We start from the raw sequence: 23,731 nt of genomic DNA, 5'->3' as shown, positions 1-23,731 counted from the left end.
CCACCGAAACCCCCCGCCCCGGTCGACGCACGAGTCGCAGGCGGCCCACCGGTCCCGGTCGACCCGCCGGCCCCGGTCGACCCACCGGTCCCGGTCGACCCGCCCGCCCCGGTCGACGCACGAGTCGCAGGCGACCCACCGGCCCCGGTCAACCCACCGATCCCGGTCGACCCGCCCGCCCGGTTCGACCCACCTGCCCCGGTGGAAGCTGCGTCCCCGCCCGCCCCGATGGAAGCGGCGCCCCCGCCCGAGCCGCCCGCCCCACCATCCCCGCCCGAGCCGCCCGCCCCACTCACCGTCCCGTACGTGGGTGACGGCCCGCCCACCTACGAGGCGGAGCCCACCGCGCTGCCCGTCGCGGACCCCGAGGACCTGGACGACCTCGTCGCCGACACCGTGCTCGACGGGGCCCGGTACGGATCCTGCGTACTGCGGGCCGCCTCCGTGCGCGGCGACTCCGCGCGCTTCCGGGGCGAGCCGCGTCGCGACAGCCTGCTCACCGCCCGGTTCGGCAGCGGGCCCGGCGCGCTCATCCTCGTCGCCATGGCCACCGGCGCCCGTGCGACGCCGGGCGCGCACCGCGCCGCCGCCGAGGTCTGCGAGTGGATCGGCCGGGCCGTCGGGCTCAGCCACACCCGGCTCGCCGAGGACATCAGGGCCGGCCGCCGCGGCGACCTCAAGTCCGGCCTGCACCGGCTCACCGACCGCAGCCTCGGCAAACTGCGGGCCGCGGCCGCCGAGCAGGGCATCGACCCGGAGGAGTACAGCGCCACCCTGCGCTGTCTGCTCGTCCCCGCCGACCCCGACTGCCGCACCCGCGTCTACTTCGGCGTCGGCGGCGGCGGTCTGTTCCGGCTGCGGGACGGCGTCTGGCAGGACATCGAGCCCGCCGCCGCCGAGCAGAGCGGCGCGCCCGTGGTCGGCTACGGAGGACTGCCGTCCGAGACCCCCGAGGGCGACCGGCTCACCATGGACCTGGGCATCACCACCCCGCCCAGCCCCTACGAACCGGCCCCGCAGCCGCCCCACGACCCGTTCCGGTTCCGCGCCTCGGTCGCCCGCCCGGGGGACACCCTCCTGGTCTGCACGGCGGGCATGGCCGAGCCGCTGCGCGGCGAACCCGACCTGGCCCGGCACCTCGCACGGCGCTGGGCCGACGCCGAGCCGCCCGGACTCGCCACGTTCCTCGCGGACACCCAGGTGCGGGTCAAGGGGTACGCGGACGACCGCACGGCTGTGGGCGTTTGGGAGGCGTAACGCGGCCCCGTGTGAATTCATGGAACCCGGAAGAAGTGATCGGCAACGCGACCGAGACCCGACCGGGTTCCGAAGGGGCACACACGTCATGGCCAAGCAGAACGTCGCCGAGCAGTTCGTCGACATCCTCGTCCGCGCGGGCGTCAAGCGCATGTACGGCGTCGTCGGCGACAGCCTCAACCCGGTGGTCGACGCCATTCGCCGCAACAGCGCCATCGACTGGATCCACGTACGCCACGAGGAGACCGCGGCGTTCGCCGCGGGCGCCGAAGCGCAGATCACCGGCCAGATGACCGCCTGCGCCGGCTCCTGCGGGCCCGGCAACCTCCACCTCATCAACGGCCTGTACGACGCCCACCGCTCGATGGCGCCGGTGCTCGCCCTCGCCTCGCACATCCCCTCCAGCGAGATCGGCCTCGGGTACTTCCAGGAGACCCACCCCGACCGGCTGTTCGCCGAGTGCTCGCACTACAGCGAGATGATCTCCAGCCCGAAGCAGATGCCGCGCGTCCTGCAGACCGCGATCCAGCACGCCGTGGGCCGTTCGGGTGTCAGTGTCGTCTCGCTGCCCGGCGACGTCGCCGACGAGACCGCGCCGGACGGCGGCACCGAGACCGCCATCGTCACGTCGCGGCCCACCATCCGCCCCGGCGACGCCGAGATCGAGAAGCTCGTCGAGATGATCGACGAGGCCGACAAGGTCACCCTGTTCTGCGGCAGCGGCACCGCCGGCGCGCACGCCGAGGTCATGGAGTTCGCCGAGAAGATCAAGTCGCCGGTCGGGCACGCGCTGCGCGGCAAGGAGTGGATCCAGTACGACAACCCCTTCGACGTCGGCATGAGCGGACTGCTCGGCTACGGCGCCGCCTACGAGGCCACCCACGAGTGCGATCTGCTGATCCTGCTCGGCACCGACTTCCCGTACAACGCGTTCCTGCCGCAGAAGGACGTCAAGATCGTCCAGGTCGACGTGCGGCCCGAGCACCTCGGCCGCCGCTCCAAGCTGGACCTCGCGGTGTGGGGCGACGTCCGCGAGACGCTGCGCTGTCTGACCCCGCGCGTGAAGCCGAAGGCCAACCGCCGCTTCCTCGACAAGATGCTCAAGAAGCACGCCGACGCCCTGGAGGGTGTCGTCAAGGCGTACACGCGCAAGGTCGAGAAGCACACCCCGATCCACCCCGAGTACGTCGCCTCCGTTCTCGATGAACTGGCCGACGAAGACGCCGTGTTCACGGTCGACACCGGCATGTGCAACGTGTGGGCGGCGCGCTACATCTCGCCCAACGGGCGGCGCCGCGTCATCGGTTCGTTCTCGCACGGCTCGATGGCCAACGCGCTGCCGATGGCGATCGGCGCCCAGTTCACCGACCGTGACCGGCAGGTCGTCTCCATGTCGGGCGACGGCGGCTTCTCGATGCTGATGGGCGACTTCCTGACGCTCGTCCAGTACGACCTCCCGGTCAAGGTCGTCCTCTTCAACAACTCCTCCCTCGGCATGGTGGAGCTGGAGATGCTGGTGGCCGGACTGCCGTCGTACGGGACCACCAACAAGAACCCGGACTTCGCCGCCGTCGCCCGCGCCGCCGGTGCCTACGGCGTCCGCGTGGAGAAGCCGAAGCAGCTCGCGGGCGCGCTCAAGGACGCCTTCAAGCACAAGGGCCCCGCGCTCGTCGACATCGTCACCGACCCGAACGCGCTGTCCATCCCGCCGAAGATCAGCGCGGAGATGGTGACGGGCTTCGCGCTCTCCGCCTCGAAGATCGTCCTCGACGGCGGTGTGGGACGCATGGTGCAGATGGCCCGCTCCAACCTGCGCAACATGCCGCGCCCCTGACCCGGCCGCGCGGTGCCCGGCCCGCCGGGGCCGGGCACCGGTACGGTCACACGGGCCGCAGCCGCAGCGTCAGGATCTGGAACGGGCGCAGAGTGAGCGCGAGCCCGCTGTCCGAGGTCTCCGCGGGCCGCAGCGGCCGCTCCAGGAGATCCGTCTCGTCGGCGCCCGCCACCGGGAATCCCGCCGTGAGCGTCGCCTCGGCGCGACCGCCCCGCGACTCGTAGAGCCGGACCACGACATCGCCGCTGCGGTCCTCGGCGAGCTTCACCGACTCCACCGTCACGGCCGGGTGGTCGACCGTGAGCAGCGGCGTGAGCGCGGGGGCCTTCGCGACCCGCAGCGGCAGGTTGAGGGCGAGCCCCTCCGCCACCGCGTCCCCCGTCGTCGCGCCGGGCCGCAGCGCGTACGTGAACCGGTGGGTGCCCAGATCGGTCTCCGGGTCGGGGGAGTGCGGGGCCCGAAGAAGCGTCAGCCTGACCGTGGTGCCCAGGACATGACCGTCGCTCCCGTCGCCGCCGTCGTGCTGGGTGCGGGTCACGTCGTGGCCGTACGTCGAGTCGTTGAGCAGCGCGACCCCGTACGCCTCCTCGGCCACCCGCAGCCAGCGGTGCGCGCAGATCTCGTAACGGGCCGCGTCCCAGCCGGTGTTGGCGTGCGTCGGCCGGTGCACATGCCCGAACTGGATCTCGGACATGGAGCGTTCGGCGTGCACGTCCAGCGGGAACGCCGCCTTCAGCACCTTCTCCGACTCCTGCCAGTCGACGTCCGTGACGACCTCCAGGCGCCGGCTCCCGGCCGCGAGCCGGTACTCCTGCGTGAGCCTCGATTTCCGTGAGACGCCGAAGGAGCGGGTGACACGGACCGAGACCCGCAGCGGCCCCTCCTCCACCAGCTCCACCGACTCCGCCTCGGTGAGGTCGGTGCGGGTGTGCCGGTAGTGGGAGTCCAGGTCCCAGGCGTCGTACTGGGTGGGGTGGTCGGGGTGCAGCTGGAGCAGGTTCCCGCGGGCACCCGGGGCGAGGACCTCGCGGCCGCCGTGCTCCAGGTCCCGCACCGAGGCGAGGAGGCCGTCGGCGTCGATCGCCACCGTCAGGTACTCGTTGGCCAGCACGATCTTCTCGTCCGTCTCACGGGTCGCCGCCGCGTGCGCGCCCGGACCACGGGTGTGCGCGGCGGCTTCGGCGAGCGACCTGGCGCCGAGTCCGTCGACGTTCACGTGCACCAACTGCCCGTCGTGCGCGACGACTTCACTGCGGGGGTACGGCGAGGCGTTGAGCGCCGAGGGCTCCGTGCCGCCGAGCCGGCGCACCGCGTCCTGGGTGATCGCGTCCAGCTCCGTGAGGAGTTCGGCGTAGGTCTCCCGGGCCTCCCGGTGGACCCACGCGATGGACGAACCGGGCAGGATGTCATGGAACTGGTGCAGCAGCACCGTCTTCCAGATCCGGTCGAGATCCTCGTACGGGTACGCGTACGACGGATCGCGCAGCGCGGCCGCCGTGCACCACAACTCGGCCTCGCGCAGGGCGTGTTCACTGCGCCGGTTGCCCTGCTTCGTCTTCGCCTGCGTCGTGTACGTGGCCCGGTGCATCTCCAGATACAGCTCGCCCGACCACACCGGCGCCTTGGCCCTGTACTCCTCGTGGGCCTTCTCGAAGAACGCGGCCGGCTTCTCGATCTCGACCGTCGGTGAGCCCTCCAGGGAGCGCAGCCGGCGCGCCTTCTCCAGCATCTCGCGAGTCGGACCGCCGCCGCCGTCGCCCCAGCCGAACGGCACCAGGGAGCGGTTCGCGACGCCCTTCTCCGCGAAGTTCCGCTCCGCGTGGGCCAGTTCACGGGCGTGGAACTGGGAGTTGTAGGTATCCACCGGCGGGAAGTGGGTGAAGACCCGGGTGCCGTCGATGCCCTCCCACCAGAACGTGTGGTGCGGCATCTTGTTCGTCTGGTTCCAGCTCAGCTTCTGCGTCAGGAACCACTTGGCGCCCGCCAGCTTCGCCAGCTGCGGGAAGGCCGCGGTGTAGCCGAAGGAGTCCGGCAGCCAGATCTCCTCCGTCTCCACGCCCAGCTCGTCTTGGAAGAACCGCTTGCCGTGCACCAGCTGCCGGGCCAGCGCCTCACCGCCCGGCATGTTGGCGTCCGACTCCACCCACATCGAGCCCACCGGGGCCCAATTGCCGTCCGCCACCGCCTTCTTGATGCGCTCCCAGATGTGTGGCTGGTGCTCCTTCACCCACGCGTACTGCTGCGCCTGCGAGCAGGCGAAGACCAGCTCGGGGTAGTCCCGGGCGAGCGCGGTGACGTTCGCGAACGTCCGCGACGCCTTGCGGACCGTCTCGCGCAGCGGCCACAGCCACGCCGAGTCGATGTGCGCGTGCCCGGCCGCCGAGACGCGGTGCGCGCTCGCGTGCGCGGGGCGGGCCAGCACGTCGGCCAGCTCGGCGCGGGCCGCGGCCGCCGTGCCGGAGACATCGTGCAGGTCGAGGGCGTCCAGCATCCGCTCCAGGGCGCGCAGGATGTCATGGCGCCTGCCCCGGTCCATGTCCAGCTCGTGCATCAGCTCCGTGAGCACCTCGACGTCCAGCACCAGATGCCAGACGGTCTCGTCGAGTACGGCCAAGTCCGCAGCGCGGAATCGGTAGATGGGACGATTCCCCGCGGTCAGCACGTCACCGAGGAGGGTGGGCTCGAAGTCCCGCAGCACCGCCGGATTGGCCGCCGCCTCCAGCAGCAGATGCACCGGTTCACCACCGATCGCGCGCTCGGCCACCGTGAGATGGCGGTTGCGCGGGTGAATGCCCTTGAGGGGGACGCCCTCGGCGTCGTACAGCAGGCCCTCGGCCTGGAACCCGGGACCCTGCCCGGAGAACCCTGGGTCGACCACCACCTCGACATGCCGGCCGGCCCACTCCTGCGGAACCTCTCCCTGGATCCTGAACCAACTGGTCGACCAGGGTTTTCCCCAGGAGGTGCCGGTCTCGAAGGGCGCGTACTCGCCCTCCAGCGCCTGAGTGACGGGCACCGGCTCGCCCGGCGCGTGCCACACACTCAGGCGGAGCGGCGTCCGCTCCGCGTACTGCGCGGGCCGGACGAACTGACGCATCGCCCGCTCAAGTCGGCCCTCCACGAGCTGTCGGTCGTCGTGCACGGCGGCTCCTTCCGGTACTCGTCTCGCGTGGATCCCCCGCTTCCCTTCCCCGCCCCGCCCCGGCACACCCGCGAGTGATGGACGAATCAACAAGAGTGCGGGCACAGCAGCGGGGAATGCATGCCCGTGTACGCGTTCGAGAGGCAGGCCGAGAGACACGAATCCAGAGCGAGAGAGGCATCGGGATCGGCGTGTGGGCGGGGGTCATGAAACGGCAGGTACGAGGGAGCGCCCCGACAGTCGTCGGGGGTTCCGCCACAGAGACGACGACGGCGCGACAGCCTGAAGTCGACGGGACCGAGGAAGGGGACGGGCCGCCGCGACAGCTGACACGGAAGCTGGGCAGGGCCGATCTGCGCGCGGTACCGGAGACCAGGCGCGCCCTGCACGAGCTGTTGCGGCACTGGGGGAGCTCGGGAAGATCGGAGATAGCCGAACTGCTCACCAGCGAACTGGTCACCAACGCGCTGGTGCACACCGACCGGGACGCGGAGATCACCGCGACCGTGGGCCCCCGGGGCCTGCGGGTGGAAGTGCGCGACGAGGAAGCGGCCAGGCGGCCGAAGCTGCGGGTACCGAACGCCGACGACGGTACGCACAGCACGCACGGCCGGGGCCTGATCCTGGTGCAGTCGCTCGCGGACGCCTGGGGTGTGGCGGCGCTCGGCGCCGGAAGGACCGGAAAGGTGGTGTGGTTCGAACTGGACGCGGGAGCGGGCGGCATCGCTTGACACCGCCCGCTCAGAAGGCCTCCGGGGCGGATGACCGCCCGTCAGCCGAACTGCTGCTCAAGGTCCTTGAGCTTTCGCTCCAGCGTGTCGAGACGGGGCAGCGCCTGGGTGTCGTCCTCCGCCGTGAGGTCGACGGTCACCGGCGTCATCTGGTCAGCGCCGTTCTTGACGGACTGGAGCGAGGGCCGCGCGCGCAGCGGCAGCTGATCCGGTGAGGGCTGGGTCCCCGGGGATATGGCAGGCTCCGAGCCGACCTGCGCGGAGCCTGCCGAAGCGGCCACGGCCGGCACCTCCACCTGGCGGCCGCCGCGTCCGGGCAGCCCGCGGTGACCACGGCTGAGCGCGCGCAGCTGTGCCCGCTCCAGCTTCTGGTGCTCGCGCTGGCGCATCCGGTTCTGGACCTTCTGCCGCTTGTCCTCGCGGACCTCGTCCACGGCCTCGTCCAGCGTCCGCACGTTCTCCAGGAGCATCAGCGACCAGGCGCTGTACGTCTCCCGGGGCGCGCGCAGCCACCGCACGATCCGGATCTGCGGCAACGGCCGCGGCACCAGGCCCTGTTCCCGCAGCGCCGCGCGGCGGGTCTGCTTCAGGGCGCGGTCGAAGAGGACCGCCGCCGAGAGGGACATCCCCGCGAAGAAGTGCGGGGCGCCCGCATGGTCCAGGCCGCGTGGCGCGTGCACCCAGTTGAACCAGGCGGCGGCACCGGCGAACGTCCACACGAGTATCCGGGAGCCGAGCGCGGCGTCACCGTGGCTGGCCTCGCGCACGGCGAGCACCGAGCAGAACATCGCGGCGCCGTCGAGGCCGAACGGGACCAGGTACTCCCAGCCCCCGGACAGGCTCAGGTTCTGCCGGCCGAAGCCGACCAGGCCGTGGAAGGAGAGCGCGGCGGCTACGGCCGCGCAACAGAAGAGCAGCACGTACGAGGCCGTGCCGTAGACGGCTTCCTTGCGCCTGCGGCGTTCCTCACTGCGCTCCCACGACTCGTCCATCGACGATCCGCCCTTCTTACCGGTGTCCCCGGCGCGCTTTCCACGCGCGAGCACCGCAACCGCCGCCAGTCCGCCCAGGAGCAGCACGGCGCCCGGAAGCAGCCAGTCCAGCGATATGTCGGTCAGTCTCATCTGGGGTCCCTTGCATCGCGGTACGGCGTTCGGGCGCCATATTGGCGCAGCCGTCCGAGCCCGCAGGGGGTTTCGGGACAAGAGAACGCCATTGGAGTGCGAGGGGGCGTGTAAAGCGGTCGTACGCTCGAACTCCCGCCGTAAGAAGGGCAGTTGAGTTCGATTTACATCACTCGTTCGGGTGGTTCAGGCTGCTGCGGTCCCCGACAGCCGCGCGATGCGGTCCGCGTCGCAGGTGCGCGGACAGGTCACGCAGGTGTCCTCGGGGCGCAAGGTGTAGAAGAGGCAGCAGCTGGCGCGGTCGCGGGTGGGGAGGGTCTCGCCGTCCGGTCCGGTCAGCTCGCGGAAGGCGGCCTTGCCGACGTACGGCTTCGTGGCGCCGGGCAGCAGCCGCTCCAGCTCCGTCATCGCGCGGCGCTCCTCGCCGAGCAGATGGCCGACGTACCAGAGCCCCTCGACGATCTCGTCCGTCGCCATGCCCCACAGGGCGCGGCCACGGCGCCGCATCCGCGGCCCGAAGCCCTCCAGGACCGGCTGGAGGTGATCGGCCACGGCCGCGCGGACCTCGGCCCGCAGGGCCTCTTCGTCGGGCACTACGTGCGCCCCGGGCAGCCGCGCCGCCGGGTCCCCGGGCAGACAGGCGAAATCGGTGACGCGTACGGCCATCCGGCCGAGCGCCCGCTGGAACGAGACATGGGACGCGGGGAAGCGGGGCACCCGGCGGTGCAGGAACCAGGGGATCGTGATCAGCAGACAGGCGGGCCAGGCGTAGCGGTGCAGGCCGAAGCTCGCGACGACGTCGGGACGGGCCTGCTGCCCGTAGTCCTTGAGCACCTGGGCGTTGTCCCAGGCGAGGAAGGAGTCGAGCGCCGGGCCGTCCTGGGCCAGGTCCGCGGTGCGCACCCAGCCGGCGCCGTGCGGCAGCCGTTCGTCCGGGGCCAGCTCGTCGATGCGCAGGCTCGGGAACACCTCGGTGAGGCGGGCGTACGCGGCCGAGACGGGACCGGCCGGGCTTGCCGTCGCGGCTGGCGCCGGGGTGACGAGAGTCATGCAGTGACCACCGAATCACGATCGTTTGCAGGTAAGCCTTACCTTACCCGACGACGTCGGGGTTTGAACTGGGGGCCCGGCGGCCTATGGTTCTGCGTTGGGCTTCGGACAAAGGGCAACGAACGGCTAGGAACGGCGGCGATGGGGATGACCGGGGTGGAGCAGGCCAGACCGCGCACGGCGACGGCGTCCCACGGGGTGCCCGAGCAGCGCAGCGCGCCCGCGTCCGCGGGGCTGTCGGTGCCGCGGCCGCCCGTGCCCGAGCAGAGCCGTGGTGACCACACGCACAGCGAGCCGCCGCCCCCGCGGGTCGCGGTCGTACGGACCTCGGTGCGTGGGCAGGTCCTCGACGCGCTGCGGGCCGCCCTCGTCTCCGGCGAGCTCGCGCCCGGAGAGGTGTACTCGGCGCCGGTCCTGGGGGAGCGGTTCGGTGTCTCGGCCACGCCTGTGCGCGAGGCCATGCAGCAGTTGGCCCGGGAGGGCGCGGTCGAGGTCGTGCCGAACCGGGGCTTCCGGGTCGCCGAGCGGACCGCCCGCGAACTGTCGGAGCTCGCCGAGGTGCGGGCGCTCATCGAGGTGCCGGTGATCCTGAAGCTGGCCCGCACGGTTGCCGCGGGGCGCTGGGCCTCGTTGCGGCCCGGCGCCGAGGAGACGGTCCGGGCGGCGGTCTCCGGGGATCTGGCGCGGTACGCCGAGGCGGACCGGGCGTTCCATCGGGCGGTGCTCTCCTTGGGCGGCAACGAGCAACTGGTCCAGGTCGCCGACGACCTGCGGGGCCGGATCGCATGGTCCGCCTGCGATCTCCCCCGGGACGCGGCCCAGCACGTGGCACTGCTGGACGCGCTGGAGGCCCAGGACACATCTCTGATCCACTGCGTCCTGCGCGAGCACTTCGGCGGCTGACCGTCTGCCTGGTGCGTGGGGCGTGGCCGGGTGCGGCTCCGGTGGGGCCCGATCGCGTAGTTCCCCGCGCCCCTGCCGGCACCCCTCTCGCCCCGCCTCGTGCAATCCACCACCACGCGCCGCGCCGCCTTGGGCAATCCGCCGTGCCCCGGAGCCTTGGGCCAATCTGCCGCCATGGGCGGCAGGGTGGGCAAGGCAGCACCCCGGCGCGGGGTGAGCGCTCCAACCGGCGTCCAGCTCGGTCCCGGTCGCGCCATCGCCGGGTGCAGCACCGTCTCGGCTGGTCGCGCAGTTCCCCGCGCCCCTACGGGGCACGACCACAGCCCATCGCGGCTATGCCGCCGCCGGCAACACCCCCGCCAACCACGTCGGCACCCCACCCAGCAACCGGAACAAGCGGAGCGCTTCCGCTCGGAGGCGGGCCTTTGTCTCCGGTTCGGGTTCCGCCTCGGCCAGGGAGACCAGGGCCGGAGCCGTGCCGACCAGGAAGCCGAGCTCCTCGCGGAGCCGGAGCGACTCCGAGAAGCCGCGGCGCGCCTCCGCCAACTCCCCCTCGCGCAGGGCGAGTCCGGCCAGATGCCGCCAGGTGAAGGAGAGGAGGAGTATGTCGCCGTGGGCCGTCGCCCCGGCGTGCGCCCGCCGGTACGCGGCCCGGGCCGCCTGCGGCGCGTCCGACAGGTTCTCCGCCATCAGGCCGCGGCGGAAGTCGAGCAACGCCCGCCCCGCCGCCCCGGGAGCGATCATCGCCGCCGCCCGGCCGAACGCCGAACGGGCCTCGTCGACCCGGTCCCGTACCTTCAACAACGTAGCGGCATAAGCGAGTTGACCCCGCTCGCAGGCCGCGGCCCCGCGCTCCTCCGTGGTGTGGGCGAGGGCCTCCGCCGCGCGCAGCGCGTCCTCCGCCTCCGGCCAGCCCTGCTCCGTGTACAGACACCGCTCGACGAGCAGCGCCGCCCGTTGCAGCGCGGCCGCCGGATCGGTCGCCGCGTGACGGTCAAGGAGCGCGGCCGCGTCGGCCCAGCACCCGCGGGAGCGCAGCCGCCATATGGCGGTCTGGAGTGGATCGTCCGTTGCGTTCGTTCCGGTACCAGACATGGCGGGATGCGCCACGTTGCCCTCCCCGAGCACGCCGTCGAGCCGAGTTGATGAGGGGCATCTCAGCATGGATCAGCGTGCCCGGCCAAGGGGGTGGGTGAAACTTTTCACAAACCCGTGGGGTTGCCGATCCGCCGCGGCTCAGCTCATGCGCAGTGCCAGGAAGAAGTCCAACTTGTCCTCCAAACGCGACAGATCACGGTTCGTCAGCTGTTCGATACGGCCGACGCGGTAGCGCAGCGTGTTGACGTGGAGGTGGAGACGGCTCGCGCAGCGGGTCCAGGAGCCGTCGCAGTCGAGGAACGCCTCAAGGGTCGGGATCAGCTCCGCGCGGTGCTTGCGGTCGTAGTCGCGCAGCGGGTCCAGGAGCCGGGCCGTGAAGGCGCGGCGCACGTCGTCCGGGACGAAGGGCAGCAGCAGGACGTGGGACGCCAGCTCCTGGTGGCCGGCCGCGCAGACCAGGCCCGTGCGGGCCGCCGCCACCCGGCGGGCGTGCCGGGCCTCCTCCAGCGCGCCGCGCAGCCCCTCGGCCGAGTGCACGGCGGCGCTGACGCCGATCGTGAGGCGGCCGTCGTCCGCGAGCCCCGCCGACAGCGGGTTCCGCACGGACTCCAGGAGTGAGTCGGCGATCAGACCCTGCTCCGCGCCGTTCTCGTCCGTCGGCACCGCGGGCAGCGGCACCAGCGCGATCGCCTCGTCGCCGGTGTGCGCGACGGCGATCCGGTCGGACGGCTCCGGGCCCGAGGCCAGCGGGTCGACGAGGATCTCCTCCAGGAGCGACTGGGCGACCGGGCCGCCCTCGATGTCCCCGCCCTCCCACTCGACCTTCGCCACGACGACCTGCCAGTGCGGGGCCGCGCCCAGGCCCGGCAGCAGCACCGGGGCCGCCACCCGCAGCCGGGCCGCGATCTCGGCCGGGGCCGCGCCCGACTGGACCAGTTCGAGGACTTCCTGGGCGAGCCTGCGGCGTACCGTACGGGCCGCGTCGCGCCGGTCGCGCTCCACCGAGATCAGCTGGGTGACGCCCTGGAGCAGGTCGAGCCGCTCCTCGGGCCAGTCGCCCGCGTCCGCCTCGACGGCCAGCAGCCAGTCCGACAGGACCGTCTCACGGACGTCGCGGGAGGCCGCGGGGGCCACGCCACGGGCGCCGGAGCGGATCGGGAAGAGCGAGTACGTGGTGCCCTCGATCGCGACGCGGTGCGGCGCCCTGCGGCCGGAACGGGTCGCCGACAGGTGCTCGGCGGCCAGCCGGGCGCAGACCTCCACGGGCAGCTCGGGCCCGGCGGAGCTGGAACCGGCTATCGCGCGGCCCGCGGGCGAGAGCACCCAGGCGCGCAGGTCCAGGTCGCTGCCGAGCAGGTCCAGGACCACGTCGGGGCCGCCGCCGGCCGGGCCCGACGTCATCAGGCGCCGGTGCCGGTCCACGACCGCCGCCAGGTCGCCCGCGCGCTCGCCGGAGACCTGCCGCACCACGTGCTCGGTGATCGTCGCGAACGCCACCCGCTCGTTCACCGCGAACAGCGGCAGCCGGTGCCGGGCACAGGCCTGGACGAGGTCCTCCGGGACGGCGCCGAGCTCCGCCTCGCCGGCCGCGAGGGCCGTCACCCCGGCCGCGTTCAGAATCCGTACGAAGGGCTCCGAGTCGGACGCGTCGTGGCGCCAGGCCAGGCCCGTGAGGACCAGCTCGCCCCCCGACAGATAGCGGCTGGGGTCCCGCAGGTCCGTGGTCATCACGCCGCGGACGGTACGGTCCAGTTCTTCCTCGCCGCCGAGGAGCCTGAGGCCCAGCGCGTCCGTGTCCAGCAATGCGCGCAGCCGCATGTCTTCGTCGCCGCCGATCTGTCTCGAAGTGGTGCTTGGGGGAGTGCGTCGTACGTTTCCCGAAGGAAACCGAGAGGTTTCTGATGCCCTCCGTTCATACGAATCTACAAGACACCCCTCGTGGTCAGCCAACTCCTTCATGGTTTCCGTGACTGACCCCGGTGGAGTACCGCGCTGTGTACTTGCCCCACTCCACGTGAACAGCACATGAACGAGCCTCTGAGATCCGCACATCCGTGGCTCGATCGCATCGCAAGACGATCAACGAACGATCCACGATCCACGATCCACGATGACAAGAAGAGAGCCGCTCATGGACTTCCTTCGCCCCGCCAGCTGGGAGGAGGCGCTCGCCGCCAAGGCCGAGCACCCCACAGCCGTGCCGATCGCGGGCGGCACCGATGTGATGGTCGAGATCAACTTCGACCACCGGCGGCCCGAGTACCTCCTCGACCTCAACCGCATCGGAGAGCTGAGCGAGTGGGAGACGGGCGAGGGACCCGAGGGTTCGGTCCGGCTCGGCGCCTCCGTCCCGTACACCAAGATCATGGAAGAGCTGCGTACGGAGCTTCCCGGTCTCGCGCTCGCCTCGCACACCGTCGCCTCGCCGCAGATCCGCAACCGCGGCGGCGTCGGCGGCAACCTCGGCACCGCATCCCCGGCCGGTGACGCGCACCCCGCGCTGCTCGCGAACGGCTGCGAGGTCGAGGTCGAGTCGGTGCGCGGCACCCGCATGATCCCGATCGACGCGTTCTACACCGGTGTGAAGCGCAACGCCCTCGCGCCCGACGAGCTGATCCGCGCCGTGCACCTGCCCAAGGCGCAGGGTCCGCAGCAGTACTCCAAGGTCGGCACCCGCAACGCCATGGTCATCGCCGTGTGTGCCTTCGGCCTCGCCGTGCATCCGCAGACCCGGACCGTGCGCACCGGCATCGGCTCCGCCGCCCCGACCCCGGTCCGCGCCAAGGAGGCCGAGCAGTTCCTCAACTCGGCGCTCGAAGAAGGCGGGTTCTGGGACAACGGCAAGATCATCACCCCGTCGGTCGCCAAGCAGTTCGCGGATCTGTGCTCCGGCGCCTGCAACCCGATCGACGACGTACGCGGCACCGCCTCGTACCGCCGGCATGCCGTCGGCATCATGGCCCGGCGCACGCTGACCTGGGCCTGGGAGTCCTACCGCAGCAGCAACACGATGGGGGGCGTCGCGTAATGCGCGTCAATTTCACGGTCAACGGCCGCAAGCAGGAAGCCGACGACGTGTGGGAGGGCGAGTCCCTGCTGTACGTGCTGCGTGAGCGCCTCGGGCTGCCCGGTTCGAAGAACGCCTGCGAGCAGGGCGAGTGCGGTTCCTGCACCGTCCGCCTCGACGGCGTACCGGTGTGTTCGTGTCTGGTCGCCGCCGGACAGGTCGAGGGCCGCGAGGTCGTCACCGTCGAGGGGCTCGCCGACTTCGCCGCCCACCGCGGCTGCGGGTCCCACGAGGGCGGCGCGTGCGGTACGTCGTTGCAGGAGGCCCAGGGCTGGTCGGCCGAGAAGGGCACCGACTCGCAGACCGGCGAGGGCACGCAACTCGCCCCGATCCAGCAGGCGTTCATCGACGCCGGCGCCGTCCAGTGCGGCTTCTGCACCCCCGGTCTGCTCGTCGCCGCCGACGAGATGCTGGAGCGCAACCCGAACCCGTCGGACGCGGACATCCGCGAGGCGCTCTCCGGCAATCTGTGCCGCTGCACCGGCTACGAGAAGATCATGGACGCCGTGCGGCTCGCCGCGGCCCGGCAGTCCGCCACCGAGGAGGTCTGAGTCCATGGCGACCACCGGTATCCCGTTCAACGTCACACAGGGCGCCAGGACCAAGGGCGGCATCGGCGAGTCCACGCTCCGCCCGGACGGCACCCTCAAGGTCACCGGCGAGTTCGCGTACTCGTCCGACATGTGGCACGAGGACATGCTCTGGGGCCAGATCCTGCGCTCCACCGTCGCGCACGCCGAGATCGTCTCCATCGACACCAGCGAGGCCCTCGCGACCTCCGGTGTCTACGCGGTCCTCACCTACGACGACCTGCCCACCGACGTGAAGAACTACGGCCTGGAGATCCAGGACACCCCGGTTCTCGCGCACGGCAAGGTCCGCCACCACGGTGAGCCGGTGGCCCTCGTCGCCGCCGACCACCCGGAGACCGCGCGCCGCGCCGCCGCCAAGATCAAGGTCGAGTACCGCGAGCTGCCCGTCATCACCGACGAGGCCAGCGCCACCGCGCCGGACGCGATCCTCGTCCACGAGAACCGCGACGACCACCACATCGGCCACGTCCCGCACCCCAACATCGTGCACCGCCAGCCGATCGTGCGCGGCGACGCCGACGCGGCGGCCGCGCGCGCCGACGTCATCGTCAAGGGCGAGTACACCTTCGGCATGCAGGACCAGGCCTTCCTCGGCCCCGAGTCCGGCCTGGCCGTGCCCAGCGAGGACGGCGGCGTCGACCTGTACGTCGCCACCCAGTGGCTGCACAGCGACCTCAAGCAGATCGCGCCCGTCCTCGGCCTGCCCGAGGACAAGGTCCGCATGACGCTCGCCGGCGTCGGCGGTGCCTTCGGCGGCCGCGAGGACCTCTCGATGCAGATCCACGCGTGCCTGCTCGCCCTGCGCACCGGCAAGCCCGTCAAGATCGTCTACAACCGCTTCGAATCGTTCTTCGGGCACGTCCACCGCCACCCCGCGAAGCTCTACTACGAGCACGGGGCGACCAAGGACGGCAAGCTCACGCACATGAAGTGCAAGATCGTCCTCGACGGCGGCGCCTACGCCTCGGCGTCCCCGGCCGTCGTCGGCAACGCGTCGTCGCTCAGCGTCGGCCCGTACGTCGTCGACGACGTCGACATCGAGGCCATCGCGCTCTACAGCAACAACCCGCCCTGTGGCGCCATGCGCGGCTTCGGTGCGGTCCAGGCGTGCTTCGCGTACGAGGCACAGATGGACAAGCTGGCCGACAGGCTGGGCATGGACCGGGTGGAGTTCCGGCAGCTCAACGCCATGGAGCAGGGCACCATCATGCCGACCGGGCAGCCGGTCGACTCCCCGGCGCCGGTCGCCGAACTGCTGCGCCGCGTCAAGGCGATGCCGCTGCCGATGGAGCGCCAGTGGGAGTCCAGTGAGGGCTCCGACGTGCGCCAGCTGCCGGGCGGTCTGTCCAACACCACGCACGGCGAGGGCGTCGTGCGCGGCGTCGGCTACGCGGTCGGCATCAAGAACGTCGGCTTCTCCGAAGGCTTCGACGACTACTCGACCGCCCGCGTCCGTATGGAGGTGGTCGGCGGCGAGGCCGTCGCGACCGTGCACACCGCCATGGCGGAGGTCGGCCAGGGCGGTATCACCGTCCACGCGCAGATCGCCCGCACCGAGCTGGGCGTCGCGCAGGTGACCATCCACCCCGCCGACACCCAGGTCGGCTCGGCCGGTTCGACGTCCGCCTCCCGCCAGACGTACGTCACCGGCGGCGCCGTCAAGAACGCCTGTGAGCTGGTGCGCGAGCAGGTCCTGGAGATCGGGCGCCGCAAGCTCGGCACCTACCACCCGGCGTGGGCCACGGCCGAACTCCTCCTGGAGGGCGGCAAGGTCGTCACCGACGGCGGCGAGGTCCTGGCCGACCTGGTCGACGTACTGGAGGGCGAGGTCGTCGAGATCGAGGAGGAGTGGCGCCACCGGCCCACCGAGGCCTTCGATCTGCGCACCGGTCAGGGCAACGGGCACGTGCAGTACTCGTTCGCCGCGCACCGCGCCGTCGTCGAGGTCGACACCGAGCTCGGCCTGGTCAAGGTCATCGAGCTGGCCTGCGCCCAGGACGTCGGCAAGGCCCTCAACCCGCTGTCCGTGATCGGACAGATCCAGGGCGGCACCATCCAGGGCCTGGGCATCGCCGTCATGGAGGAGATCGTCGTCGACCCGAAGACGGCGAAGGTCAGGAACCCCTCCTTCACCGACTACCTGCTCCCCACGATCCTCGACACGCCGACCATCCCGGTCGACGTGCTCGAACTCGCCGACGAGCACGCCCCGTACGGGCTGCGCGGCATCGGCGAGGCACCGACCCTGTCGTCCACCCCGGCCGTCCTCGCGGCGATCCGGAACGCGACGGGGCTTGAGCTCAACCGGACTCCGGTCCGGCCCGAGCACCTGACGGGCACGGCATCCGCCTGATCCGTCCCGCGGGGGTGCCGGCCTGCCGTGCCGGCGCCCCCGCCGCACCACTGCGTCTCGGGCCGTCCCCCGGGTTGTGCAGCCATCCCAAACCCCGTGTGCCGTGCGGCACTTCACGGGCGCCCCTTTGAACCTTGGGAAACGAGGCACCATGACCCAGCAGTCCGTGGAGCCGAGGACCACCGCGCAGGACGCGGGCGCGGGAACGCGCCAGCCCGCCGGACGGTCCTGGCTCGACCGGTATTTCCACATATCCGAACGAGGATCGACCGTCGCCCGTGAGGTGCGCGGTGGCATCACCACCTTCATGGCGATGTGTTACATCCTCCTGCTCAACCCGCTGCTGCTCGGCGGCCCCGACGCCGCCGGACACAAGCTCAGCCACGCCGGGCTGATCACGGCCACCGCGCTCGCCGCCGCCGTGTGCACCCTGCTGATGGGCTTCGTCGGCAAGGTGCCGCTCGCCCTCGCCGCGGGCCTGTCCGTCTCCGGCGTGCTCGCCACCCAGGTGGCGCCCAACATGACGTGGCCGCAGGCCATGGGCATGTGCGTGCTCTACGGCGTCGTGATCGTGCTGCTCGTCGTCACCGGTCTGCGCGAGATCATCATGAACGCGATCCCGCTGGCCCTGAAGCACGGCATCACCATCGGCATCGGCATGTTCATCGCCCTGATCGGCCTGGTCAACGCCGGCTTCGTCGGCAAGGGCAACCCGGTCACCCTGGGTACCGGCGGTCAGCTCTCCGGCTGGCCCGTGCTCCTCTTCAGCGTCACGCTCCTCCTGATCTTCATGCTCCAGGCGCGCAACATCCCGGGCGCGATCCTGATCGGCATCGTCGTGGGCACCATCCTCGCCGTCGTCGTCAACGCGGTCTTCGACCTCAGCCCCAAGGTCTGGGGCGGCAGCCCGCCCGAGCTGTCCGGCAGCGCCGTCTCCATGCCCGACTTCGGGCTCTTCGGACACGTCGAGTTCGGCGGCTGGGGCTCCATCGGCGGCATGACCGTCGGCATGATCGTCTTCACCCTCGTGCTCGCCGGGTTCTTCGACGCGATGGCCACCATCATCGGCGTCGGCACCGAGGCGAAGCTCGCCGACGACAAGGGCCGGATGCCGGGCCTGTCCAAGGCGCTGTTCATCGACGGCGCGGGCGGTGCGATCGGCGGTGTCGCCGGTGCCTCCGGCCAGACCGTCTTCATCGAGTCGGCCACGGGGGTCGGAGAGGGCGCCCGCACCGGCCTCTCGTCGGTCGTCACCGGTCTGTTCTTCGCGCTCGGTCTGTTCTTCACGCCGCTCGCGCAGATCGTGCCGGGACAGGTCGCCGCCGCCGCGCTCGTCGTCATCGGCGCGATGATGATGCAGAACGCCCGGCACGTGGACTGGTCCGACCGGTCCGTCGCGGTGCCGGTGTTCCTCACCGTCGCCCTGATGCCGTTCACGTACTCGATCACCGCAGGCGTCGGCGCCGGCGTCATCGCCTACACGGCGATCAAGGCCGCGCAGGGGAAGTTCCGCGAGATCGGCGCCTTCATGTGGGTGCTGACCTTCGTCTTCCTCGTCTACTTCGGCCTGCACCCGATCGAGAGCTGGCTCGGCGTCAAGTAACACTCGATTCCATCGCCCCTGCATCCGTGAGGAGACCGAGACATGCTGGACATCGCCGAAGAGCTCGACCGGTGGGTCGAGCAGGGACGCGACTTCGCCGTGGCCACCGTGGTGGCCGTCGGCGGCAGCGCGCCCCGGCAGCCGGGCGCGGCGCTCGCCGTCGACAGCGACGGCACCGCGATCGGCTCGGTCTCCGGCGGCTGCGTCGAGGGCGCCGTCTACGACCTGTGCCAACAGGCCCTGGAGGACGGCGAGTGCGTCCTGGAGCGGTTCGGGTACAGCGACGACGACGCGTTCGCCGTAGGGCTCACCTGCGGCGGCATCATCGACATCCTCGTCACCCCGGTACGCGCCTCGGACGAGGCCGCGCGCCGGGTGCTCGGGTCCGCGCTCGCCGCCGCCGCACGGGGGGAGGCGGCGGCGCTCGCGCGGATCGTGTCCGGGCCCGCCGAGCTGCGGGGCCGGGCGCTGCTCGTGCGGTCCGACGGCTCGTACGAGGGCGGGTTCGGCGCCCACCCCGAGCTGGATCGGACCGTCCGGGAGGAGGCGGCCGCGTATCTCGACGCGGGCCGCACCGCCACCCTGGAGATCGGTGAGCAGGGCTCCCGGTGCGGAGCGCCGCTCACGCTGCTCGTGGAGTCGTCCGTGCCCGCGCCCCGCATGATCGTGTTCGGCGCGATCGACTTCGCGTTGGCGCTGGTGCGGATGGGCCGGTTCCTCGGGTACCGGGTCACGGTGTGCGACGCGCGCCCCGTCTTCGCGACGGCCGCCCGCTTCCCCGACGCCGACGAGATCGTCGTCGAGTGGCCGCACAGGTACCTGGAGCGCACCGAGGTCGACGCCCGCACCGTGCTCTGCGTCCTCACGCACGACGCCAAGTTCGACGTGCCGCTGCTCCAGCTGGCACTGCGGCTCCCCGTCGCGTACGTGGGGGCGATGGGCTCGCGCCGCACCCACCTCGACCGCAACGACCGACTCCGCGAAGTCGGCGTCGGTGAACTGGAGTTGGCGCGGCTGCGCTCGCCCATCGGCCTCGACCTCGGTGCCCGTACCCCGGAGGAGGTGGCGGTCTCCATCGCCTCCGAGATCGTCGCCGCCCGGCGCGGCGGCAGCGGGGTCTCGCTCACCGGGGCGCACACGCCGATCCACCACGAGGTGGGGGCGGCGCGGCGGATCGGGTCGGTGGCCTGAGCCACGGCCTCCTGTCGGCGGGGCCCCGGGGACGGCCCCCGGGGCCCCACCGCTGCGCGTGCCGCCCGCGGTGCCGGAGGGCGTGGAGCTGCCTGCGGTGCCGGACGGCGTGGTGCTGCCTGCGGTGCTGGACGGCGTGGTGCTGCCTGCGGTGCCGGGCGGCGTGGTGCCGTCCGCGGTGCCGGGCGGCGTGGAGCTGCCCACGGTGCCGGACGGCGCGGGACTGTCCGTGACGGTGCCCGTTCGTCGTTCCGGAGTCCCGACCGTCACCGCCGCGCTCGCCCCGGCACCCGCCAACAGCAACTTCCCGCACGCCACTTGACGCCCTCCCCTCCTGTCGCGACCCTGTTTTGGGAGCGCTCCCACCTGTCCCGTGCAAGTCCCCCGTGACCGTTCCGGACCCAGGAGTCGACCCGTGCGAGGCCCTCTCAGGCATGTGAGACGTGCGTCAACCGCCATAGCCGCCCTGTCCGTCGCGCTGGCGACGCTCTTCGCCGCGGGGACCCCGGCCGGGGCCGCCGAACCCGAAGCGCAGCGCGGCCCCCGCCTCTACGTACCCGCCCCCGACCCCGACGCCCTGCGGCAGGCCGCCGACCTCGTCAGGGCCGGGCAACTGCGGGACGCCGCCGGTATCGCGGCCATGGTCGCCACCCCGCAGGCCGTCTGGTTCGGCGACCAGAGCCCGGTCGAGGTGGAGCGGCTCGTCCGCGACATCGTGCGGGACGCCGCCCGCGACGACGCCGTTCCCGCGCTCGTGCTCTACGACGTCCCCGGGCGCGACTGCGCCAACTACTCGGCGGGCGGGGCCGCGAACACCGCCGAGTACCAGGCGTGGATCGACGCCGTCGGCCGCGGGATCGGAGCCCGTGACGCCCTGGTGATCCTCGAACCCGACTCGCTCGCCCTGCTCCCCGCGGACTGCGGGCAGGACGACGCGCAGGGCACGAAGACCGCCGCCCGGTACGCCGAAGTGAACTACGCCGTCGACCGGTTGGAGCCGCTGCCCGGCACCCGCGTCTACCTCGACACCGGGCACGCGGGCTGGCACACCGTCGACTCCATCGTGCCGCGCCTGATCAAGGGCGGTGTCGGCCGCGCCTCCGGCTTCTTCACCAACGTCTCCAACTACCAGAGCGACGACGCCAACTCCTGGTACGGGAAGCTGATCTCGTCGTGCATCGCGTACGTCCGAGGGGGCGGCGACGTCGCAGAGTGCCCGCACCAGTGGTGGCCGCGGGACGAGGCGCAGGCGTGGATCGACGCACACGTCTATGTGCCCGCCGCCCGGATGACGCACTTCGTCACCGACTCCAGCCGCAACGGCCAGGGCCCGTGGATCCCGCCCGCGGGCAAGTACACCGACGCCCAGGACTGGTGCAACCCGCCGGACCGCGGCCTCGGCGCCCGCCCGACCCTGCGCACCGGCGACCCGCTCCAGGACGCCCGTCTGTGGATCAAGACACCGGGCCAGTCGGACGGCCTGTGCCTGCGCGGCACGGCGGGCCCGGAGGATCCCGAGCGCGGCACCGTCGACCCGGACGCGGGGGACTGGTTCCCGCAACAGGCCCTGGAGCTGGTGCGGTACGCCAATCCGCCGCTGCTGTAGCGGTACGCGGACCCGCCGCTGCTGCAGGTGACGCGGGCGGTCACTCGGCGCGCAGCAGACCGTCCACCGCCCGCCCGAACATCCACCGGCCCGCGGCGGCGAGCACCGGATCCGCCGCCGCGGGCACCCCGCGCACCCGCACCTCCTCCCGCCACTCCACCTGGGCGCCGCCTCGGCAGCCGAGCGCCCGCACCTCGAACTCCGCCCAGCCGGTGACCAGTCGGCCCCGCTTCTCCAGGCGGCAGCGGCGCGGCGGCTGCCACGCCACGACCTCCATCGGGTCGTCGAAACCGAGCCGCCGCCCCACGCCCGTCCGGGCCACGAACACCGTGCCCGCGGCCGTCGGCGGCGGCGTGGTCACCGTGACGCGGGTCAGCGGCACGACGTCCCCGTGCCGCTCCCACGTGGTCAGCCGGCGCCATGCCTCGGCGGGGCTCAGTGCCGTGTCGCGAAGAATCCTGATCCGGGCTGCCATGGCGTGATGCTAGGCGGCCAGCCCCGTGACGGGGCGAGGTGCGCCGTGTTCGGGCCGGCGTGTCGCGGGGGTTGGACATCAACTGGCGCGTGCCTACGATCAGTTGCGCAAGGATGATCTTGCTCTGGATCCGCCCGCAGCTGCCCGCCCCCGTCCCCCCACCGTCAGGAGCAGACACACCCATGACCAGTCCGCTGAACGGTCCCCACACCCCCACCGTCCTCGACCCCGCCGGCCGCGACCTGCACGCCGAGAACGACCGGCTGCGCACCCAGGGCGCCGCCGCGCTCATAGAACTGCCGGGCGGCATCCGCGCCTGGGCGCCCACCCGCCACGACGTGCTCAAGCGACTGCTCGCCGACGACCGGGTCTCCAAGGACCCCGGCCGGCACTGGCCCGCCTGGGCGAAGGGCGAGGTCAAGGAGAGCTGGCTGATGAGCTGGGTCGGCGTGACCAACATGTTCACCGCCTACGGCGCCGACCACCGCCGGCTGCGCAAGCTCGTCTCGCCCGCGTTCACCAAGCGCCGCACCGACGCCCTGGAACCCCGCATCCGCGAGATCACCGGCGCGCTCCTCGACGCGATGGCCGCCGCCCCCGACGGCCGCGTCGACCTGCGCGCCGCCTTCGCGCATCCGCTGCCGATGCAGGTCATCTGCGAACTCTTCGGCCTGCCCGAGGAACAGCGGGCCGACGCCGCACGCCTGGTCGCCGGGATCATCGACACCACGATCACGCCCGACGAGGCCATGGCGATCTGGGCGGAGGTCCACGAGCTCCTCGGCAGCCTCGTCGCGGCGAAGCGGGCCCGGCCCGGCGACGACCTCACCAGCGTCCTGATCGCCACCCGTGACGACGAGGGCTCGGGCCTCACCGAGCAGGAACTCCTCGACACCCTGCTGCTCGTCATCGGCGCCGGCCACGAGACCACCGTCAACCTCATCGGCAACGCCGCCCACGCCCTGCTCACCCACCCCGAGGAGCTGGCCCGCGTCCGCTCCGGCGAGGCCGCCTGGAGCGACGTCATCGAGGAGACGCTGCGCTGGGCCCCGTCCATCGCCAACCTGCCGCTGCGCTACGCCGTCGAGGACATCGTCCTGCCCGACGGCACCGTGATCCCGCAGGGCGACCCGATCCTCGCCTCCTACGCCTCGGCGGGCCGCGACCCGCAGCGCCACGGCCCCGGCGCGGCCGCCTTCGACGTCACCCGCGCCGACAAGGAACACCTCGCCTTCGGCCACGGTGTGCACTACTGCATCGGGGCCCCGCTGGCCCGCCTGGAGGCCGCTGTCGCCCTGCCCGCGCTCTTCGACCGGTTCCCGGAGCTGACCCTGGAGGACGGCGCCGAGCACGTCGAGTCGTTCATCGCGTTCGGGTACGGGCGGCTGCCGGTGCGGCTGGGCTGAGCCCCCCCGCGCCACCCTGGTGCCCGCCGCACCCGTGCGGCGGGATCGGCCCGGACATGGGTGGATCACACAGGTCGAACGGTCACTGCGGCTGGATGCGGTTCCTCACGCCGGACGCCGCCGTGCACCAGGACCTCGGCCCGCTCTGCCTGGGCACCGGGGTGCGGCGCGGCGCCCCGTGGAGCACATGTGACCCGGCGACGGCCGACGACCCGGGCGTGGACGCCGGGTTCACTTACGCGCACCGGTGCACGCAGCGCGCGGGGGCGCGCAGGCGACGTCGATCAGCCCACCGCCG

Annotated in this window: 18 protein-coding genes; 12 read left to right on the top strand and 6 right to left on the bottom strand. The window is 72.2% G+C overall.

The annotated features are described in order from the left end of the window. The coding region (locus J3486_RS09370) for a protein phosphatase 2C domain-containing protein (protein ID WP_229377690.1) at positions 1 to 1,257 on the top strand (1,257 nt) is incomplete at its 5' end. 88 nt (positions 1,258 to 1,345) lie between these two features. Beyond that, the gene (locus tag J3486_RS09365; protein ID WP_207819685.1) at positions 1,346 to 3,091 is read left to right on the top strand and encodes a pyruvate dehydrogenase; all 1,746 of its coding nucleotides are present in this window, start codon (positions 1,346 to 1,348) and stop codon (positions 3,089 to 3,091) included. 46 nt (positions 3,092 to 3,137) lie between these two features. On the opposite strand, the gene J3486_RS09360 is transcribed toward J3486_RS09365, so the two are convergent. Further along, on the bottom strand, positions 3,138 to 6,233 hold the full coding sequence (locus J3486_RS09360; protein ID WP_207819684.1) for a glycoside hydrolase family 38 C-terminal domain-containing protein: 3,096 nt from the start codon (positions 6,231 to 6,233) through the stop codon (positions 3,138 to 3,140). Positions 6,234 to 6,439: 206 nt separating this feature from the next. Between J3486_RS09360 and J3486_RS09355 the strand changes: the two genes are divergently transcribed. After that, on the top strand, positions 6,440 to 6,964 hold the full coding sequence (locus J3486_RS09355; protein WP_207819683.1) for an ATP-binding protein: 525 nt from the start codon (positions 6,440 to 6,442) through the stop codon (positions 6,962 to 6,964). 41 nt (positions 6,965 to 7,005) lie between these two features. Here the strand turns inward: J3486_RS09355 and J3486_RS09350 are convergent, their stop codons facing one another. Then, on the bottom strand, positions 7,006 to 8,088 hold the full coding sequence (locus tag J3486_RS09350) for a DUF2637 domain-containing protein (RefSeq protein WP_207819682.1): 1,083 nt from the start codon (positions 8,086 to 8,088) through the stop codon (positions 7,006 to 7,008). A 186-nt stretch (positions 8,089 to 8,274) separates the two neighbouring features. Then, a complete protein-coding gene (locus J3486_RS09345; protein WP_207819681.1) occupies positions 8,275 to 9,138 on the bottom strand; it encodes a (2Fe-2S)-binding protein in 864 nt (287 codons plus the stop codon). Positions 9,139 to 9,279: 141 nt separating this feature from the next. Here J3486_RS09345 and J3486_RS09340 point away from each other — a divergent pair, with 141 nt between their 5' ends. Beyond that, the gene (locus tag J3486_RS09340; RefSeq protein ID WP_207819680.1) at positions 9,280 to 10,041 is read left to right on the top strand and encodes a GntR family transcriptional regulator; all 762 of its coding nucleotides are present in this window, start codon (positions 9,280 to 9,282) and stop codon (positions 10,039 to 10,041) included. 333 nt (positions 10,042 to 10,374) lie between these two features. On the opposite strand, the gene J3486_RS09335 is transcribed toward J3486_RS09340, so the two are convergent. After that, the gene (locus J3486_RS09335; protein ID WP_207819679.1) at positions 10,375 to 11,136 is read right to left on the bottom strand and encodes a hypothetical protein; all 762 of its coding nucleotides are present in this window, start codon (positions 11,134 to 11,136) and stop codon (positions 10,375 to 10,377) included. Between the two features lie 141 nt (positions 11,137 to 11,277). After that, a complete protein-coding gene (locus J3486_RS09330; protein WP_207819678.1) occupies positions 11,278 to 12,957 on the bottom strand; it encodes a PucR family transcriptional regulator ligand-binding domain-containing protein in 1,680 nt (559 codons plus the stop codon). Positions 12,958 to 13,270: 313 nt separating this feature from the next. On the opposite strand from J3486_RS09330, the gene J3486_RS09325 reads away from it, so the two are divergent. The 7 genes from J3486_RS09325 to J3486_RS09295 all read left to right on the top strand — a co-directional run bounded on the left by J3486_RS09325 (position 13,271) and on the right by J3486_RS09295 (position 21,552). Next, positions 13,271 to 14,167, top strand: coding sequence for a xanthine dehydrogenase family protein subunit M (locus tag J3486_RS09325; RefSeq protein WP_207819677.1), 897 nt, complete (start codon positions 13,271 to 13,273; stop codon positions 14,165 to 14,167). After that, positions 14,167 to 14,757 (top strand): (2Fe-2S)-binding protein, encoded by a 591-nt coding sequence (locus J3486_RS09320; protein WP_207819676.1) that lies wholly within the window; start codon positions 14,167 to 14,169, stop codon positions 14,755 to 14,757. Before J3486_RS09325 ends, J3486_RS09320 begins: the two co-directional genes overlap by 1 nt. 4 nt (positions 14,758 to 14,761) lie before the next feature. Then, the gene (locus tag J3486_RS09315; RefSeq protein WP_207819675.1) at positions 14,762 to 17,152 is read left to right on the top strand and encodes a xanthine dehydrogenase family protein molybdopterin-binding subunit; all 2,391 of its coding nucleotides are present in this window, start codon (positions 14,762 to 14,764) and stop codon (positions 17,150 to 17,152) included. A gap of 151 nt (positions 17,153 to 17,303) precedes the next feature. Further along, positions 17,304 to 18,755 carry an NCS2 family permease gene (locus J3486_RS09310; RefSeq protein WP_207819674.1) on the top strand — a complete coding sequence of 484 codons (1,452 nt, stop codon included), beginning with the start codon at positions 17,304 to 17,306 and terminating at the stop codon, positions 18,753 to 18,755. A 42-nt stretch (positions 18,756 to 18,797) separates the two neighbouring features. Then, complete coding sequence (locus J3486_RS09305; RefSeq protein ID WP_207819673.1) at positions 18,798 to 19,946, top strand: XdhC/CoxI family protein; 1,149 nt, start codon at positions 18,798 to 18,800, stop codon at positions 19,944 to 19,946. An 82-nt stretch (positions 19,947 to 20,028) separates the two neighbouring features. Then, entirely contained in the window at positions 20,029 to 20,268 is a 240-nt protein-coding gene (locus tag J3486_RS09300) for a hypothetical protein (RefSeq protein WP_207819672.1), read from the top strand. 114 nt (positions 20,269 to 20,382) lie between these two features. Beyond that, positions 20,383 to 21,552, top strand: a complete 1,170-nt coding sequence (locus J3486_RS09295; protein WP_307804746.1) for a glycoside hydrolase family 6 protein — start codon at positions 20,383 to 20,385, stop codon at positions 21,550 to 21,552. 40 nt (positions 21,553 to 21,592) lie between these two features. Here the strand turns inward: J3486_RS09295 and J3486_RS09290 are convergent, their stop codons facing one another. Then, complete coding sequence (locus tag J3486_RS09290) at positions 21,593 to 22,027, bottom strand: SRPBCC family protein (RefSeq protein WP_207819670.1); 435 nt, start codon at positions 22,025 to 22,027, stop codon at positions 21,593 to 21,595. Positions 22,028 to 22,209: 182 nt separating this feature from the next. On the opposite strand from J3486_RS09290, the gene J3486_RS09285 reads away from it, so the two are divergent. Then, positions 22,210 to 23,433 (top strand): cytochrome P450, encoded by a 1,224-nt coding sequence (locus J3486_RS09285; RefSeq protein WP_207819669.1) that lies wholly within the window; start codon positions 22,210 to 22,212, stop codon positions 23,431 to 23,433. Positions 23,434 to 23,731 lie beyond the last annotated feature (298 nt).

The sequence above is a fragment of the Streptomyces sp. VRA16 Mangrove soil genome (assembly GCF_017377775.1).
In the GTDB taxonomy this organism is placed as follows: Bacteria; Actinomycetota; Actinomycetes; order Streptomycetales; family Streptomycetaceae; genus Streptomyces.
This window is presented reverse-complemented; position numbering and strand designations above follow the sequence as displayed.